This is a genomic window from Pseudomonas shirazica (assembly GCF_015168335.1).
Taxonomy (GTDB): Bacteria; Pseudomonadota; Gammaproteobacteria; order Pseudomonadales; family Pseudomonadaceae; genus Aquipseudomonas; species Aquipseudomonas asiatica.
The window spans coordinates 922,720-940,770 of record NZ_CP063456.1 but is presented as its reverse complement, the minus strand read 5'-3'; the positions used below and the strand labels follow the sequence as shown (position 1 = coordinate 940,770).

The 18,051-nt window shown below is 65.0% G+C and carries 6 protein-coding genes; 3 read left to right on the top strand and 3 right to left on the bottom strand.

Annotation, left to right across the window (positions count from 1 at the left end; genetic code table 11):
• Positions 1-342 precede the first annotated feature (342 nt).
• On the bottom strand, positions 343-8,196 hold the full coding sequence (locus tag IMX18_RS04355) for a non-ribosomal peptide synthetase (protein WP_217191230.1): 7,854 nt from the start codon (positions 8,194-8,196) through the stop codon (positions 343-345).
• Position 8,197: 1 nt separating this feature from the next.
• Positions 8,198-14,662 carry a non-ribosomal peptide synthetase gene (locus IMX18_RS04350; protein WP_217191231.1) on the bottom strand — a complete coding sequence of 2,155 codons (6,465 nt, stop codon included), beginning with the start codon at positions 14,660-14,662 and terminating at the stop codon, positions 8,198-8,200.
• Positions 14,663-15,138: 476 nt separating this feature from the next.
• Here IMX18_RS04350 and IMX18_RS04345 point away from each other — a divergent pair, with 476 nt between their 5' ends.
• The 3 genes from IMX18_RS04345 (at position 15,139) to IMX18_RS04335 (ending at position 17,536) form a co-directional block, all read left to right on the top strand.
• Positions 15,139-16,545: a PAAR domain-containing protein gene (locus IMX18_RS04345; RefSeq protein ID WP_217191234.1), complete on the top strand. Its 1,407-nt coding sequence runs from the start codon at positions 15,139-15,141 to the stop codon at positions 16,543-16,545.
• The gene (locus IMX18_RS04340; RefSeq protein ID WP_054573777.1) at positions 16,538-16,924 is read left to right on the top strand and encodes a hypothetical protein; all 387 of its coding nucleotides are present in this window, start codon (positions 16,538-16,540) and stop codon (positions 16,922-16,924) included. The genes IMX18_RS04345 and IMX18_RS04340 overlap by 8 nt, the downstream gene beginning before the upstream one ends.
• Before the next feature lie 243 nt (positions 16,925-17,167).
• The gene (locus tag IMX18_RS04335; RefSeq protein WP_015271331.1) at positions 17,168-17,536 is read left to right on the top strand and encodes a hypothetical protein; all 369 of its coding nucleotides are present in this window, start codon (positions 17,168-17,170) and stop codon (positions 17,534-17,536) included.
• Positions 17,537-17,714: 178 nt separating this feature from the next.
• Here IMX18_RS04335 and IMX18_RS04330 read toward each other — a convergent pair whose 3' ends face one another.
• Complete coding sequence (locus IMX18_RS04330) at positions 17,715-17,975, bottom strand: DUF3077 domain-containing protein (protein WP_015271332.1); 261 nt, start codon at positions 17,973-17,975, stop codon at positions 17,715-17,717.
• Positions 17,976-18,051 lie beyond the last annotated feature (76 nt).

The window sequence follows — 18,051 nt, the reverse complement described above, 5'->3', positions numbered from 1 at the left end:
CAATTTCCTCCGTAGTTAGACGGTTGAGTGGTGGCATGGATTTAGATGGAAATTCGGTGGAGGCAGCGCCCGGTGCAGGTACAGCGTGACCCTGAAACCTGCACCGAACCCACTTCCCATGGCACTGCACATAACTCATTGAATTGGCAGGGCCCCTGTGGGACTCGGAAACCTGCGCTGTACCTGTGGGAGCGGGCGCGCCCGCGAACACCGGCGCAGCCGGTGCCATCCACCGCGTCGCCTGCTTCGCGGGCATGCCCACTCCCACAGGGACCCCACCAGCTGAAGGAATGCCTCATATCTATGGGAAAGGGTTTACCCACATGCACAGATCACATCAGGTCAGGAAATCAGTTCATCGAGCTCTTCCATGCTCAGGCTATCGAGCAGCGCCAGGGATCTGGCCAACTGGTCCTGGGTGGAATCGACCAGGGGCGTCCTGGCTTCCAGTTGACGACTGAAGTCAGCCAGCACCGGGAACTCGAATAGTTCTTTCAATTCGGCCACTACCCCCACCTGCTCCTGGATGCGCACGATCACCGAGGTGGCCAGCAAGGAGTGCCCGCCAATCTCGAAGAAGTTGTCACCCAGGCCGACCGTCTCCAGCTTCAGCACATCCGCCCAGATCGCCGCGATCTGCTGCTCCAGCGCGCTCTGCGGGGCGATGTATTCACCCTGAGACTGGCTGGCATCCGCCTGCGGCAGGGCCTTGCGGTCCAGCTTGCCGTTCGGCGTCACCGGCAGCTTGCCGAGCAGCAGCAGGTGCGCCGGCACCATGTAGTCCGGCAGGCCGGCCTTCAGCGCCTCGCGCAGGCTGTCGCGCAACGCGCCTTCGTCTTGCGTGCTGTCGGCAGGCACCACATAGCCCACCAGCTGCTTGCCGCTTGGCCCGTCCTGGGCCAGCACCACGGCTTCCTGCACACTCGGCAGCTCCAATAGACGCGCCTCGATCTCGCCCAGCTCGATGCGCAGGCCGCGGATCTTCACCTGGTGGTCGATGCGCCCGGCGTAGTCGATCACGCCATCGACGCGGTAGCGCGCCAGGTCGCCGGTGCGGTACAGGCGACCGCCGTTGTCGCTGAACGGGTCCGGCACGAAGCGTTCGGCGGTCAGCGCCGGGCGTTGGTGGTAACCACGGGCCAGGCCGACACCACCGAGGTACAGCTCGCCGGCACTGCCGCGCACCGCCGGTTGCAGGCTGCCTTCGAGGATGTGGGTCTTGAGGTTGTCGATCGGCTGGCCGATCGGCACGCTGATGCTTTCGTCCGGCTGGCAGGTCCAGTGGGTCACGTCGATCGCCGCCTCGGTCGGGCCGTACAGGTTGTACAGGCCCGCCGCCGGCAGGCGTTGCAGGGTTTGGCGGGCCAGTTCGGCCGGCAACGCTTCACCGCTGCACACCACGCGCTTGAGGCTGACGCAGCTTTCGACCGCTTCGTGGGTCATGAACGCCTGCAACATCGACGGCACGAAGTGCAGCGTGCTGATGCCGTGGTGGTTGATGGTTTCGACCAGCAGCTGCGGGTCGCGGTGCGCGCCCGGCTGGGCCATGACCAGGCGTGCCCCGGTCAGCAGCGGCCAGAAGAACTCCCACACCGACACGTCGAAGCTGAACGGGGTTTTCTGCAGCACGCTGTCGCTGGCGTCCAGGCCGTACGCCTTCTGCATCCACCACAGGCGGTTGACCAGCGCCTGATGGCTGTTGCCAGCACCTTTCGGGCGACCGGTGGAGCCGGAGGTGTAGATCACGTAGGCGAGGTTCAGCGGGGCCACGTCGACATTCGGGTTGGCATCGCTGTAGCCGTCGAAGTTCTCGGTATCCAGGTCCAGGCTGCGCAGGCCGGCCGGGATCGGCAGGGCTTCATGCAGGTGCGACTGGGTCAGCAGCAAGGCGATGCCGCTGTCCTCGAACATGTAGCTCAGGCGATCCTGGGGGTATTCCGGGTCCAGCGGCACATACGCGCCGCCGGCCTTCACGATGCCGAGCAAACCGATGACCATCTCCAGGCTGCGCTCCATGGCGATGCCCACCAGCACATCCGGCCCCACGCCCTGCTCGCGCAGCTTGTGCGCCAGCCGGTTGCTACGGCGGTTGAGCTCGGCATAGCTCAGGGTCTGCTGGCCAAAGGTCAGCGCCGGGGCATCCGGGGTGGCGAACACCTGGGCTTCGATCAGCTGGTGAATGCTGCGCTCGTCCGGGTAGGTCGCCTGGGTTTCGTTCCAGCCTTCGACCATCTGTCGCTGTTCTGGCAGGCCCAGCATTGGCAGCTCGCCAACCACCGCGTCAGCATTCTCCACCAGCGCCTGCAGCAGGTTGGCAAAGTAGCCAGCCAGGCGGCCAATGCTCTCGTCGCTCCACAGCGCACGGTCATGGCTGTACTGCATCGACAGCGTGGTGCCCAGTTCCACCACCAGGGTCAGCGGGTAGTTGGTCTGCTCCTGCACGGCCACATCGCCGAAGCGCAGGCCACCGGGCGCGCCCTGTTGCAGCGCCTCGGCCACCGGGTAGTTCTCGAACACCAGGATGCTGTCGAACAAGGCGTCACCGCCCTGCCCCGCCCAGCGCTGAACATCGTACAGCGGGGTGTGCTCGAACTCGCGCACGGCCAGGTTGCCGGCCTGCACCAGGCCGATCCACTCGGCCACGGTCTGCTCGGCACGCGGGGCGCCGATCACTGGCAAGGTGTTGATGAACAGGCCGATCTGTTCCTCTACCCCCGGCAAGTCTGCCGGGCGGCCGGCGACAGTGGCACCGAAGCACACGCTGGCCTGGCCGGTGCAGCGCTGCAACAGCAGCAGCCAGGCCGATTGCACCAGGGTGTTGACCGTGACCCGGTTGGCCCGGGCGAAGGCTTCGATGCGTGCGGTCTGCTCAGGGTCGAAGGCCAGGCGGTGGTCGCCATGACCGCTACCGCTTGTGCCTGCACTGCCGGCGATGGCCAGGGCCAGGCGGGTCGGCTCGTCCAGGGCGGCAAGCTGGGCTTTCCAGAAGGCTTCGGCAACGGCCGCGTCCTGGCCCTGCAGCCAGGCGATGTAGTCGCGGTAGTGCGTGGCCTGGGCCTGCGGCGCCAGGCCGGCATAGCGCTGCAGCACTTCGCCCAACAGGCGCGAGGTGCTCCAGCCGTCCATCAGGATGTGGTGGTTGGTGTAGATCAGGTGGTGGCGGGTATCGCCCGTGCGTACCAGTACCAGGCGCAGCAGCGGCGCGGCAGCAAGGTCGAAACCGCGCTGGCGCTCACCCTCGGCCAGGGTCTGCAATGCCTGCTCCAACGCCGGCTGGCCACGCCAGTCATGCTCGCTGCATGGCAGTTCGACGGCCTTGCGAACCACCTGTACGGCTTGCTCCAGTTCGCCTTGCAGGATGAAACCGCTGCGCAGGATGTCGTGGGCATCGAGCGTGGCCTGCCAGGCCTGACGGAACCGCTGCACATCCAGCCCCTCCACATCCACGCGCAGCTGGTTGATGTAGTTACCGGCCTGCTGGTCGTAAAGGGTGTGGAACAACATGCCCTGCTGCATGGGTGACAGCGGGTACACATCGGCGATCTGCCCGGCCTCCAGCGGCAGGCTGTCCAGTTGCGCCTGGGTCAGCGCGGCCAGCGGGAAGTCCGACGGCGTCACGCCCTGGTGCCGCGCATCGCAGCAGTGCTCGACCAGCTCTGCCAAGGCCTGCCCGTAGGCCTGGGCCAGCTTCTCGATGGTGGCCGGGTGATGAACGTCGGCGCTGTAGGTCCACTCCAGGAACAGCTCGCCGCCGTACACCTGGCCGGTGATGCTCAGCCAGTTGCCCAGCTGCGCGCCGGCACATTGGGTACGGCCTGCGCTTTCCCCACTCGGGGTGAACAGGGCGCCGGCCTCGGCATCGAAGCTGGCATCGAACTGGCCCAGGTAGTTGAAGGTGACACGAGCCTGGGCGGCACGCTCGAGCTGGTCACGCACTTCAGCATCGCCGAAGTAACGCAGCAGGCCGTAGCCGAGGCCTTTGTCCGGCACGCCGCGCAGTTGTTCCTTGATCGCCTTGATCGACTGGCCAAGGTCCTGGCCGGGTGTGAGACGCACCGGGAACAGGCTGGTGAACCAGCCCACGGTGCGGCTGAGGTCGAGGTCGTCGAACAGGTCTTCGCGGCCATGGCCTTCCAGCAGTACCTGCACGTTGTCCTGTGCGCTCCACTGGCACAGGGTGCGCGCCAGCGCGGTCAGCAGCAGGTCGTTGATCTGCGTGCGGTAGGCCGCCGGGGCCTGTTTCAGCAGTTTGGCGGTGCGCTCGGCATCCAGCCGTGTGGCGGCGGTACGGGCATGGGTGTTGGCCAGGCTGCCCAGCGGGTTGTCACGCGGCAGTTCGGCGTGGTCGCCGGCCAGCGCCTGCAGCCAGTAGTCGCGCTGTGCTTGCAATGCGGGGCTGCCGGCATGGCTGGCCAGGCGCTCGGCCCAGGTCTTCACCGAGGTGGTCTTGGCGGGCAGGCTCACGGCCTGGCCGTTCAGCAATTGCCGGTAGGCCGCTTGCAGGTCTTCCAGCAACACCCGCCACGACACACCGTCGACCACCAGGTGATGGACCACCAGCAGCAGGCGCTGCTGGCCATCGGCGAAATCGAACAGTTCGGCACGCAGCAGCGGCCCGTGCTCCAGGTCCAGGCTGGCCTGCACCTGGTTGCCGGCGGCGTCCAGTTCACTCAGTGCTGCCAGGTTGCGCTGGTGCAGCAGTGGCGCATTGTCCAGCGGCTGGAAGCGCGCCTGCCACTGGCTTTCGCCACGGCTGAAGCGCAGGCGCAGGGCATCATGCTGCTCGACCACGGCGCGCAGGGCTGCCTGCAGGTGTTGCACCTGCACCGGGCTGGCCGGCTTGAGCAGCACCGACTGGTTCCAATGCGCCGGCTGGGCGATCTCCATCTCGAAGAAACGCGCCTGGGCCGGCAGCAATGCCAACTCGCCGCTGGTGGCGGTGTCCATGGCTGCGGCCGCAACCGCTTGCTTGGCCTCGATGCGCTTGGCTACCTGGGCCAGCTGGGCGATGGTTTGTTGTTCGAACAGCTGCTTGGGGGTGATCCGGATGCCCTGGCGTTTGGCCCGGGCGATGATCTGCAGGCTGAGGATCGAGTCGCCGCCCAGTTCGAAGAAGTTGTCGGTGCTGCCGACCTGCTCCAGCTTGAGCACATCGGCCCACACTGCAGCCAGCTTCTCCTCGATATCGCCTTGCGGCGCCACATAGCCACGGCTGACCGCGCCCGGTGCCAGCAAGGCGCGCTTGTCGAGCTTGCCATTGGCGGTCAGTGGCAGGCGCTCCAGCAGCAGTATGTGCGCCGGCACCATGTAGTCCGGCAGGCGTGCCTGCAATTGCGCCTGCAGTTGCTGCACGGTCACGCCTGCATCGGCCACCCCGTAGGCCACCAGCTGCAAGCGCTCGGCATCGCCCTCCAATGGCAAGGCCAGTACCACGGCCTCGTTGACACCAGGCAGGCCGGCCAGCACCCGGCCGACTTCACCTGGCTCCACGCGATAGCCGCGGATCTTCACCTGGTCGTCGGCACGGCCGATGAACTCGACCAGGCCATCGGCAGTCAGCCGCGCGCGGTCGCCGGTGCGGTACAGGCGGGCACCACCCTCGGTCGGCACGAAGCGTTCGGCGGTCAATGCGGGCTGGCCCAGGTAGCCCTGAGCGACACCCTGCCCGCCCAGGTAAAGCTCACCGGGCACCTGCGCCGCCAACGGGTTGAGGTAGCCATCCAGCACCTGGGCGCAGGCGTTGCCCAGCGGGCGCCCGACCGGCACCGTGCGGCAACCTGGCAGCGGCTGCCCCGGCTCGAAGGTGAGCACGCCGACAGTGGTTTCGGTCGGGCCGTAGTGGTTGATGACCCGGCAGGCCGGGCGCAGTTCGCGGATTTTTTCCAACAGGCCCCAGCTGCATGCCTCACCACCCAGGATCAATGCCTCGGCGGGCAGCACATCGGCGGCGCGGGCCGCTTGCAGCAAACCTTGCAGGTGGCTCGGCACCAGCTTGAGCACGCCGACCTGGTGCTGCGCCATGTAGCTGGCGAAGCCATCCGGGTCGAACGCCAGTTCCTGTGGCAACAAGTGCAGCAGGCGGCCCGAGGCCAAGGCACCGAACAGCACGGTGTGGCCCAGGTCGGCCGCGGTGGTGGACACCATCGCCATGCTCGCCGCGGCCGGCAGTTGCAGGCGCTCCAGCACCGCCTGGGTGTAGCTGGCCAGCGCCCCGTGGCTGACCACCACGCCTTTCGGCTGGCCGGTCGAGCCCGAGGTGTAGATCAGATAGGCCGGTTGCTCGGCGGCGATGGCCACCTCGACCGGGCTGTCGCTGCAGGTTGCCCAGGCGGTGTGATCGCAGGCAATCCGCTGCACGCCGTCCAGGCCGGCGAAGCGCTGGTCGCCCGGCTCATGCAGGAGTACGGCGGCGCCACTGTCGGCAATCAGTTGCTGCAGGCGCTCCGGCGGTTGCTGGGCGTCCAGCGGCAGGTAGGCGGCGCCGGTCTTGAGCACTGCGAGCAAGGCGCCGACCCACTCGATGGAGCGCGGCAGGCACAGGGCAACGATGCTGCCGGCACCGACGCCGTGCTGGCGCAGGTAGTCGGCCAGGCGGTTGGACGCCGCCTCCAGCCCGGCCTGGGTCATGAACCGGTCACCAGCACGCACACCGCCGTGGGCCTGGCCTTGCGCCATTGCCTGGCGCCACAAAGCGAGGAAGTTGCCGTGCGGGTAGGCCTGCGTGGCCGCCGGCAGCAGCGTCGCCACTTGCGGGCTGTCGACGATCGCCTGCTGCGGGTCACGGATCAGCGCATCCAGCACCTGGCGCAGCGAAGCGGCCATGCGTTCGATGGTGGCCTGCTCGAACAGGTCGGTGGCGTAGGTGAAATAGCCTTCGATGCCGTCGGCCTTGTCCGAGAAGTCGAACGCCAGGTCGAAGCGGGCATCGCCGCCGTCACGGGCAAAGCCTTCCACCTCCAGCGCGCCCAGGCGCTTGCGCCCTGCATCGCTGGCGGCCACGTGCTGGTTGATCTTGAACTGGAACAGCGGGTTGTGGGCCAGGTTGCGCTCGGGCAGCAAGGCATCGACCAGGTGCTCGAACGGCAGCTCCTGATGCGACTGGGCGCCGCCGATCACGTCTTTTACCTGCTCCAGCAGTGCGGCGAAGGTGGCGCGCTCGTCCACCTGCACGCGCAGCACCTGGGTGTTGATGAAGAAGCCGATCAGGCCTTCCAGCTCCTTGCGGTTGCGCCCGGCGTTCGGGGCGCCGATGCGGATGTCGGCCTGGCCGCTGTAGCGCGACAGCACCACCGCCATGGCCGCCAGTACCAACACGAACAACGTGTGGCCACCCTTGCGCGCCTGGCTGCGCAGGGCCTCGGCCTGTTCGGCGCCGATGTCCACACGCACCACCGCGCCACGCTGGCTGGGCGTGGCCGGGCGCTCGAAGTCCAGCGGCAGGCTCAGCACCGGCTGCTCGCCGCCCAACTGGGCCTGCCAGTAGGCCAGTTGGCGCTGCGCTTCACCTGCCTCGAGCCAGGCGCGCTGCCAGATGGCGTAGTCGGCGTACTGGATCGGCAAGGCCGGCAACTCGGCCTGCCGGCCTTCGGCCAGGGCGCTGTACAGCTGGATGAATTCCTGCACCAGCACATCGCTGGACCAGCCGTCGGAGATGATGTGGTGCATGCTCAGCGCCAGCACGTGGTGATCGGCGGCCACGCGCAGCAGGGTCACCCGCAGCAGCGGGCCACTCAGCAGGTCGAAGGGCTGCTTGAGGGCGGCGTCCACGGCCACGCTCAGCGCTGTCTCATCGACGGCACCGTCGAGCATCAGCAATTCCAGCGCCAGCGGGCAGTGCTCGAGGATTTCCTGGTAGAACTCGCCCTCCTCCGAGGCAAAGCGCGTGCGCAGCGATTCGTGGCGTTGCACCAGCGCATCCAGCGCCTGCTGCAGCACTGCCTGGTCCAGCGCGCCCTTCAGGCGTACCGCCATCGGCACGTTGTAGGCTGGGCTGTCGGGCTCCAGCTGCCAGAGAAACAGCAGGCGTTGCTGGGCGTACGACAGCGGAATACGCGCCAGGCCCTGGCGCGCGGGCACGATGGGCAGCAGGCGGAAGCTCTGGCCGGTGGCCTGCATCTTTTCCAGGATCTGCTGGCGTTGCTCCACAGGGAGGCCAACGAAACGTTGGGCGATACGTTGTGCGGCAGTGAGTTCCATGTCAGGCCTCTGTGAATGCATTCATCATGTGTTCGATATCGCTCAGGCCATCGTCGGAGAGCGACAGGCCCTGCTCGTCCAGTGCCTGGGCGAACGCTCGTAGTTCGGGGTGGCTGAAGATCAGCCGCAGGGGTATGTCCAGCCCAAGCTCGACGTTGATCCGCGACACTGCCTGGGCCGCCAGCAAGGAGTGGCCGCCCAGCTCGAAGAAGTTGTCGCTCAGGCCGACCCGGGCAACGTTCAGCAACTGTGCCCAGATGTTCGCCAGCTGCTGCTGCCGCTCGGTCTGCGGCGCCTGATATTCATGCTGTGGCTGGTTCGGGTCTGGCAGTGGCAGGGCCTTGCGGTCGAGTTTGCCGCTGGGGGTCAGCGGCATGCTCGGCAGGGTCACCAGGTAGGCCGGGATCATGTAGTCCGGCAGCCTGGCCTTGAGGTACTGCTTCAGGGCCTGGCGCAGATCGCCGCGGTAACCTTCGGCGGGCACCGCATAGGCGCACAGCTGCTTGCCACTGGGCAGGTCGATGGCCAGCACGGTGGCTTCGCGAACGTCCGGGTGCGCCCGCAGGTATTGCTCGATCTCGCCCAGCTCGATACGGAAGCCGCGCACCTTCACTTGGTGGTCGACCCGGCCGCGATAGGCCAGCTGGCCGTTTTCGTCGTAGCAGCCGAGGTCGCCGGTGCGGTACAGACGGCCACCGCCAACCGGGTCGAACGGGTCGGGGATGAAACGCTCGGCGGTGAGTGACGGCCGCTGGTGATAACCGCGCGCCAGGCACCCTGCCCCGCCGATGAACAGCTCGCCGGGCACGCCCACCGGTGTCGGCGCCAGGCCATCGTCCAGAGCATGCAGGGTACGCCCCGGCAAGGCACGGCCGATCGGTACGCCGCCCAGGCTGATCTGCTCCACGGTCATCTGCGAACAATCGTAGGTGGTGGCGACCACGGTGGCTTCGGTCGGGCCGTAGGTGTTCAGCAGGCGCACTGCTGGCGGGCCATCGGCCAGCCAGGCGCGCAGGGCATCTTCCGGCACCGCTTCTCCCCCCACGTGAATCTGCTTCAGCCGGCCATAGGCCTCGGGGGCGCGGCGCTCCAGCGCCAGCAGGCGCCAGTAGGCCGCCGGCAGGTCGGCCACAGTCACGCCGTGGCGGTTGATCTCGTCCAGCAGGGTGGCGGTGTCCCACAGCCGCAGGTCGCGCAGCACCACACAGGCGCCCTGGGCCAGCGGCGGGAAGAACTGCTCGATGAAGCCATCGAAGCTGATGGTGGCGAACTGCAGCACGCGATCGCTCGGGGTGAGGCGCGAATAGTCGCCGGCCACCTGGCAGAACAGCGACAGGGCCTGGTGGTCGATGGCCACGCCCTTGGGCATGCCGGTGGAGCCGGAGGTGTAGATGACGTAGGCGAGGTTGTGCGGTGCCGCCAGGTTGGCCAGCGGTTCGGCGGGCCAGGCTTGCAGCCACTCGGTGCCCGGCTCCAGTACCACGCAGGGCAGTTGCTTGCCCAATTGCAGGCGCTCACGCGAGGGCGCATCGGCCAGCAGCAGGCCGATATTGCTGTCCTCGACCATGTAGGCCAGGCGTTCTTGCGGGTAGTCCGGGTCCAGCGGCACATAGGCGCCACCCGCCTTGTGAATGGCGATCAGCGCCAGGGCCATGCCCAGGCCGCGCTCGACAGCCACGCCAACCAGGCAGTCCGGCCCCACACCCAGCGCCCGAAGGCGGTGAGCCAGCTGGTTGCTGCTGCGGTCCAGTTCGGCGTAGGTCATCTGCTGGTCGTCGAAGATCAGCGCCAGCGCATCCGGCCGCTCGTGGGCCTGTCGCGCCAGCAGCTGGTGCGCACACAAGCCGCTGCCAGCCTGGGGCGCCGGGTTCCAGCCGTGGGTCAGCTGCTGGCGTTCGCTACTGCCAAGGAAGTCCAGCTCGGCAATGCAGCATTGTGGTTCGGCGCAGATGGCTTCCAGCAGTGCTTGCCAATGCCCGGCCATGCGCTCGATACGCGCGGCATCGAACAGGTCGGTGCAATAGTTGAACGAGGCCGTCACGCCATCGGAGCGCTCCAGGGTGTTGAGCGATATGTCGTACTGCGCGCCCGGCTCCAACAGGTCCACTTCCTTGACCTGCAGGCCGTGCAGGGCATCGCTGGACACCTGCTCGCCGAGGTCGCGCAGGTGGTTGTACAGCACCTGGAAGATCGGGTTCACACCCTGGTCACGCTCCGGATACAGCGCCTCGGCTACTTCGAGGAACGGCACATCCTTGTTGGCCTGGGCCTGCAGGGTGGTCTCCTTGATCGCCGCCAGCAGCTGCGAGAACGGCTGGCTGCCATCGACACGGATACGAGCCACGACCACGTTGATGAAGAAGCCGATCAGCCCCTCAAGCTCCAGGCGGTTGCGGTTGGTGACCGGCACGCCAATGTTGAGCGTGCCCTTGCGGCTGTAGCGCGACAGCACGATGGCATAGGCCGCCAGGAACACATGGAACAATGTGGCGTTGGATGCCACCGCCAGTGCCCGCAGGCGCTCGGTGAGGGCCTGTGGCAGGCGCACGTCGAAGCGGCTGCCCTGGTAGCTTTTGACCTGCGGGCGAATGCGGTCGGCAGGCAGTTCCAGCACTTCGAAGTCGTCTTCCAGGCGGGCCTTCCAGTAGTCGATCTGCGCCTGCATCTGCCCCTCGGCCAGCCACTTGCGCTGCCAGGCGGCGAAGTCGGCGTACTGCACCGGCAGCGGCTCGACGGCTTGCGCCTGACCCGTGGCGGCGGCGTTGTAGGCGGCGGCGAACTCGCGCACCAGCAGGCTCATCGACCAGCCATCGGAGACGATATGGTGCAAGGTCAGCGACAGCAGGTGCTCCTGCGCATGCACCCTGAACAAGCGTGCGCGCAGCAGCGGGCCGTGCTCCAGGTCGAACGGGACGAAGGCTTCAGCTTCCAGCTTGCGCATCTGCGCGGCGTGGTCCTGGCCGCTGAGGTCTTCGAAACCGATCGGTACCGTGGCAGCCGGCAGGATGCGCTGCCAAGGCAGGCCGTCGGCCTCGACGAAAACAGTGCGCAACGATTCGTGGCGGGTTACCAAGGCATCCAGCGCAGCCTGCACGGCGCAGTGGTCGAGGTGGCCCTGCATGCGCACGGCCATCGGCGTGTTGTAGGCCAGGCTTTCGGGGTTGAGCTTCCAGAACAGCCACTGGCGGTTTTGCGAGCGGGACACCGGCAGGGGTTGCTGGCGATCGAGGATCTCGATGTCCAGGCCTGCGCCCTGCTCGCCTTCGGCCACTGCCTGGGCAAAGGCCTGCAGGTCGACGGTGTCGAACAGGCTGCGCAGCGGAATATCCACCCCCAATTGCTTGCGTATCCGCGATACCGCCTGGGTGGCCAGCAGCGAATGGCCGCCAAGGGCAAAGAAGTTGTCGCCCAGGCCTACCTGCGGTACTTGCAGGACTTGCGCCCAGATCTGTGCCAATTGCGTTTGCAGCGGGGTCTGCGGCGCTTGATAGGCCACCTGGGTGGCGGCGGGTTCCGGCAGTGCCTTGACATCGACCTTACCGTTGACCGTGACCGGCAGGTGCTCCAGCACCACCAGGTGGGTCGGCACCATGTGCTCGGGCAGCAGGCTCTTGAGGCTGGCGCGGATCGATTCCTGCCAAGCCAGGCTGTCGGCCGGCATCTGGCTGGGCACCAGCCAGGCAGCCAGTTGCAGTTGCGGCCCCTGGCCATGCACACGCACCAGGGCATTGGCGACACCGCTCAGGGCACGCAGCTGGTTTTCGATTTCGGCCAGTTCCACGCGATAGCCACGGACCTTGACCTGGCCATCCATGCGCCCGGCGAACTGCAGGTCGCTGCCTTGGCGAACCCAGTCACCGCTGCGGTACAGGCGCTGGCCGTGGCCGCTCGGGTCGGGAACGAAGCGCTCGGCGGTGAGTGCCGGGCGGTTCAGGTAGCCACGGGCCAGGCCGGCGCCACCGATGTACAGCTCGCCCTTGGCTTTGGCCGGCAGGGGTTGCAGGCAGCGGTCGAGCACCGCGACGCGGGTGTTGGCCAGTGGCTGGCCGAGGCTGGCCTGCCCGTTCAGTTCGGCGACCAGCACACCGACGGTGGTTTCGGTCGGGCCGTAGTGGTTGAACACCTTGAGCGCCGGGGCCAGGTTGCGGACCTTGCCCAGCAGGCTCGGGCTGATGGCCTCGCCGCCGAGCACCAGCCACTGTGCCGGCAGCGCCGAGCGGCCAGCCACCAACATGGCCTCCAGGTGCGACGGTACGATCTTCAGCGCGTCTACCTGGTGTTCGGTCAGGTAGGCGGCGAAGCCTTCGGCATCCAGCACCTGCTCGCGTAGCAGCAAATGTAGGGTGTGGCCGCCGCACAAGGCGCCGAACAGCATGGTGTGGCCAAGGTCGGCAGCCGGGGTCGAGACCTGGGCCATGCTGCGGATACGCTCGACCGGCAAACGTGCGGCGATGCCTTCGACGTAGTTGGCCAGGGCGCCGTGGCTGATCGCCACGCCCTTCGGCTGGCCGGTGGTGCCGGAGGTGTAGATCACGTAGGCCAGGTTGGCCGGCGCCGGGGCGCTGCGGGCGGCGCTGCCGTTGCCTGTTTGCGCCCAGTCCAGGCGCTGCACGCGTTCGGGCAGTTCGGCTTGCCAATTGCCGGGCGCCAGTACCAGGCGCGTGCCGCTGTCGGCAAGCATGTAGGCCAAGCGTTCGGCCGGCTGCTTGGGCTCCAGTGGCAGATAGGCGCCACCGGCCTTGAGCACGCCGAGGATACTGGCGAGCATGCCGACACTGCGGTCGGCCAGCACGCCGACCAGTGTGTCCGGCCCTGCTCCGGCTTCCACCAGCCGGCCTGCAATGGCTTCGGCGCGGGCATCGAGTTCGGCGAAGCTGGCCTGCTCGCCCGCAGCCATCACCGCCGTGCGCTCGGGGTGGCGGCTGGCGGCGGCGGCAAAGCGCTGGTGAACCAGCAGCGTTGCGTCAGCCTGCGCAGGCGCGCCAATGGCAGGGGCCAGGCCTGGCAATGGCAACTCGCCAACTGCGCCAGCCGCTTCGTCGGCCAATGCCTGCACCAGGGCTAGCCACTGCTCGCCAAGGGCTTCGACGGTGGCCGTATCGAACACGTCGGTCGCATAGGTGAACGCTGCATGCAGCTGCCCCGCTCGCTCATGGGTATCCAGCGCCAGGTCGAAGCGGGCGCTGTGCTTTGCCAGCACGACTGGCGCCAGGCTCAGGCCGGAGCGGGTCTCGATGGCTTGCACATCCGCCACCTGCGCCTGGTGGTTGAACAGCACACGGAACAGCGGGCTCTCGCTGCTGCGCGGCAGGTCCAGGGCTTCGACCAGTTGCTCGAACGGCAGGTCCTGGTGGCTTTGAGCGCCTAGGGCGGTTTCGCGCACGCGCTGGAGCAGGCCGGTGATATCCAGCAGCGGGTCGATTTCGGTGTGCAATACCTGGGTATTGATGAAGCAACCGATCAGCCCTTGGCTTTCGGCGCGGTTGCGGTTGGCGATGGGCACGCCGACACGGATCGCCGACTGGCCGCTGTAGCGCTGCAGTAGCAGCTTGAAGGCGGCCAGCAGGACCATGAACAGGGTGACGTTATGCTTGCGTGCCAGACCGCGCAGCCGTTCGACGACATCTGCGGCGATGGGGAACTCGTGACGCGCGCCACGATAGCTGGGGCGGCCCTCGCGGCTGCGGTCCAGTGGCAGCTCCAGCGGCGAATGGTCATCGCCCAGGCGCGCCTGCCAGTAGGCCAGCTGGCGCTCCTGCTCACCGGCCTGGAGCCAGCTGCGCTGCCACAGGGCGTAGTCGCGGTACTGGATCGGCAGCGGTTCCAGGTGGGCTTCGCTGCCGGCCACGGCGGCGTCGTACAGGTGCAGGAATTCGTCGATCAGCACGTTCATCGACCAGCCGTCGGCGACGATGTGGTGCAGGGTGAACAGCAGGATGTGCTCCTGTGCCGCCAGTTGCAGCAGGCGCACCCGCAACAGCGGGCCACTGGCCAGGTCGAAGGGGGCCAGGGCTTCGGCTTCGGCGATGGTTTCGATGGCGGCCTGACGGGCGCCCTCGTCCAGGCCGGCCAGGGCATCCTGGTGCAGCTGCAACGGGGCGGCGCTGGCCTCGACCTGCTGGCGCACGTCATCGCCGTCGGCGACGAAGCGGGTGCGCAGGGTTTCGTGGCGGGCCACCAGGGCATCGAAGGCGTGCTGCAGGGCGGCCAGATCCAGCGAGCCATTCAGGCGCACGGCCATGGGCAGGTTATACGCCGCGCCTTGCGGGTCGAGCTGCCAGAGGAACCACATGCGCCGCTGGGCGTACGACAGCTGGTCACGCTCGGCCACCTCTACCCCGGGCGCAATCGGCAGCACGGAAAAATCCATGCCCTCGCCCTGCAGCGCCTTGAGGAACAGGCGGCGCTTGTCGGGGCTGAGTTCGATGAAGCGGCGGGCGAGCTTGAGCGTTTGGTCGGCATTCATGTCGAGCGGTGTCCTGGCAGTCGAGCGGTAACTGTCAGACGAAGGTGTGGGGGGGTGATTTAGTGTGTATGGCACCGGCTGCGCCGGTGATCGCCGGCAAGCCAGCTCCCACACCGACCGCGCTGGGAGATTGCCCAGATCTTCGGGTTGCACAGTCACATAGGGAACAAGGTTCGAGAGGGTGTCACATTCACTGTGGGAGCGGGCGCGCCCGCGAAGGGCCTAACGCGGTGTATGGCACCGGCTACGCCGGTGTTCGCGGGCGCGCCCGCTCCCACAGAGCCCCGCTAAATCAATGACTTATGTGTTGTTCTATGGAGCGGGCATGCCCGCTAAGAGACCGGCATTGCCATCAATAAAATAACGTAGTCCAAATCTCTATCCCTTGTAGGACTCTTCCTAAACCCCCGCCACCCCGAAAATACCCGCCAACCGCCTGCTAGGTTCCTGGCTTCCACCTGAAAAAGAGGCGAGCCATGAGCATGCGCATGAACATCTTCGGCCGATACCAAGGCCTGGACGGCGACGAAACCACCACAGGCGCCATCTGCATTGCCAGCCAAGCGAGGGGCCGTGTGCATGGCAGCAACTGGCTACTTCAAGGCGACCCGACCACACCCTGCCCGCTATGTGGACAAACGGGCACCATCGTCGAGGGCGAAGTCCGCTGGCGGCAGGATGGTATTCCCACGGCTCTGGACGGAGCACTGGTGCAATGCGGGTGCCCACAGGGCAGCAATCGCCTGGTTGCAAGTGGGTACGCACCTCCGGCTTCGCGCGGGGCACCCGCATCTGAGCCTGTTCGTGAGGCACCAGCACAGGCCCGGACGGGTAACCCGGCAAGAAGTACCTATCAGCCTGAGGTGGTTCAGCCCTCGCCCACCCCTCAAGGCATGGAGCCCGGTTTCTACATCGTTCCGCGCTGCATGACGTATCAGGAAATCCTGGCAGAACTGGGCGCGCCGCAGGCCAACCTGCCTCGGTCGATTCTGGAGCGGCTGAACCCGACCTATCAGCAGGGGTTCAAGGCGGGCGAGATCTTTGTCATTGGCGATGGTTTGAGGCGCCCGGTGTGCACTCGGGAAGAACTGTCTGCGATGAGTGCAGCAAAACAAGCTCGTGAAGCACTGGCGGAACTGACGCCCGAAGAGGCGGAATTCATGATGCGCCATCAAGCCGAGATTGCTGCGTTGCTCAGCGATGTGAGCCTGGCGATGGGGGTGAGCGAGGCGATGGTTGCCAAGTCGCTGGATGAACTCAGCACCATTTTGAAAAAAATCGAAGAGCTCCATAAAGTCCAATTCGTCAAGCACGGACATCTTCGGCACCCTGAGTTCTTTGCAGAACGTCAAAAGCTGTTCACGCAATTGAGTGCAAACTTGAATGCGACCCTTCTAAAAAAACACCTCAATCTCGGAAACTATGAAAGTCTGCGCCGGGACTTGGGAATTTCTTCGAGAAGCTTGGTGCACCACTGGAGCAAAGCGGGAGGACCGACACATATCCCTGGCTACTCGACACACTTAGACAAGCTGGCCAAGCTGGCTAAATATTTAAAAGCCGGAGGGCGTGTTGGCATTACTATTGGCGGTGGCGGATCTGCCCTGAAAATTTCAGAGGTGTGCAAAGAGGGCAACACAAATGCCTGTAAAAAAGTCAGCGTTTCTGAGGCAGGTAATTTCTCCGGTGGCTTAGCTGGTGGCTGGTTGGCAGGAAAAATTGCGGGCAGAATCTCTGCGAAGGTTTGCTGGAGAGTCGGACCCTACGCCGTAGCATGCGGAATAGTGATCACTGGTGGAGGCGCCTTGGCCGGCAGCATCGGTGGTATGGAAGCGGGTGAGGAGTTCGGAGAATTAGTCTTCGAGGTCTTTGGAGATGATTGATTACCTTGACGTAAAACTAAGACTATTTCTGTTAGGCACTCCTATCTGCCTCGCCTTAATCGGGCTTGTATCTGACCTTCACATTGCGTGCTCTCGCCAATATAAAGAAATGACTTCAGCACTCCAACGGAGCGCGTGCCTTCCATTTGCGACCGGCATGTGGGGAGAGAAAAAAATAGGTTCCAGAATTCTAGTTATTTCTGTAATCGCTGGCGCCATTGGGTCCCCCGCCTCAAGCATTCGCAGCGGGCTATTGGATGAGCAAGACCATTTACAATTCCCTGAGAAGTTAAGAAGAAAAATTCTTATTGCATCATCACTAAACACCATCGGCATCGCTTGGATAGCCATCTATTACCTGATGAAACTGCTAGACTGAGAGACAAAACAGATGAACTCAAATCTTTCATATAACACCGAACCTCAAGCAAACCGGCGCATTCAAAAACACCGACTTCACGTAGTCTCTACATCGAAGCTGATCACCATGACCTGCTTAACCTGGGGCCTTTATATACCCTATTGGAGCTATTGCCACTGGAGACTTATCCGAGGACAAAGCGGGTTCGCTCTAATCCCGTTGCTCTGCGGCGTGTTTGGCTCTTTCTTGATTTACCCCCTAATGAAAAGAGCAATCACCTATAGCAAAGAATTGGATCTGACCGTCGAAGGTACAGCGCTTGGAGTGACATTGAGATATTGGGTACCTTACCTGCTCTTCGTGAGCTGGCAATTCTGGGCACCCGACCAGCCGGAGGAAAGCCAATCGCTCTATAACATGTTCATGCTGCCGCTCGCGCTTCTGGTCACGTCTGTGACTTTAACCTTGGTAGCGCTGGTGCAAATTCAGCAAGCAGCCAACGCTTATGAAGGTGACCCAACAGGTCTGCGGAACGCTCAAATTACTTGGGCAAACGGGCTATGGATAATTATCAGCTGGTCGCCCTCCGCCGCTCTACTTGCACTAATTTCTCATTATGCCAACCACTAAATGACGTAAAGGTCGGTTTGCCACTGATTGTATGGCACCGGCTGCGCCGGTGTTCGCGGGCACGCCCGCTCCCACAGGAGTTGTGCATACCCTGCGGCATTCTGCTTAACCTGAGGCATGCACAATCCCTGTAGGAGCGGCTTTAGCCGCGAAAGGGCCAGCCCAGTCAATACAAGGATCAGCGCAGCAAACCCAACTCGGCATCATCCAGCAGCGCCTTGGCCATGGCTGCAAAGTAATGCGAAGCCCAGAGCATCTGCTGATCGCCGTCCATCAAACCGGTCAGTGACAAGTCGCGTGCATAGCCCATCAACTCCGAGGCTTGCTCCCGGGCGCTGCGGCAGGGGATGCCCTCAGCGATACGGAACAGCGGATGGGTTTGGCCTTCGCCTTGGTAGAAGTAGGTGACACCGGGGGTGGTTTTGGTTTCGTCGGTCATGGAATGGTCATCATATGAGTTATGTGCCACCCGTCCGTTTCCACACATTGGGGTGACAGCTGCACACGGGGTGGAA

What these genes read in the sequence shown, in the direction of transcription:
- IMX18_RS04355 (WP_217191230.1), bottom strand. Translation starts at nt 8,196, where the DNA reads ATGGAACTCACTGCCGCACAACGTATCGCCCAACGTTTCGTTGGCCTC.
- IMX18_RS04350 (WP_217191231.1), bottom strand. Translation starts at nt 14,662, where the DNA reads ATGAATGCCGACCAAACGCTCAAGCTCGCCCGCCGCTTCATCGAACTC.
- IMX18_RS04345 (WP_217191234.1), top strand. Translation starts at nt 15,139, where the DNA reads ATGAGCATGCGCATGAACATCTTCGGCCGATACCAAGGCCTGGACGGC.
- IMX18_RS04340 (WP_054573777.1), top strand. Translation starts at nt 16,538, where the DNA reads ATGATTGATTACCTTGACGTAAAACTAAGACTATTTCTGTTAGGCACT.
- IMX18_RS04335 (WP_015271331.1), top strand. Translation starts at nt 17,168, where the DNA reads ATGAAAAGAGCAATCACCTATAGCAAAGAATTGGATCTGACCGTCGAA.
- IMX18_RS04330 (WP_015271332.1), bottom strand. Translation starts at nt 17,975, where the DNA reads ATGACCGACGAAACCAAAACCACCCCCGGTGTCACCTACTTCTACCAA.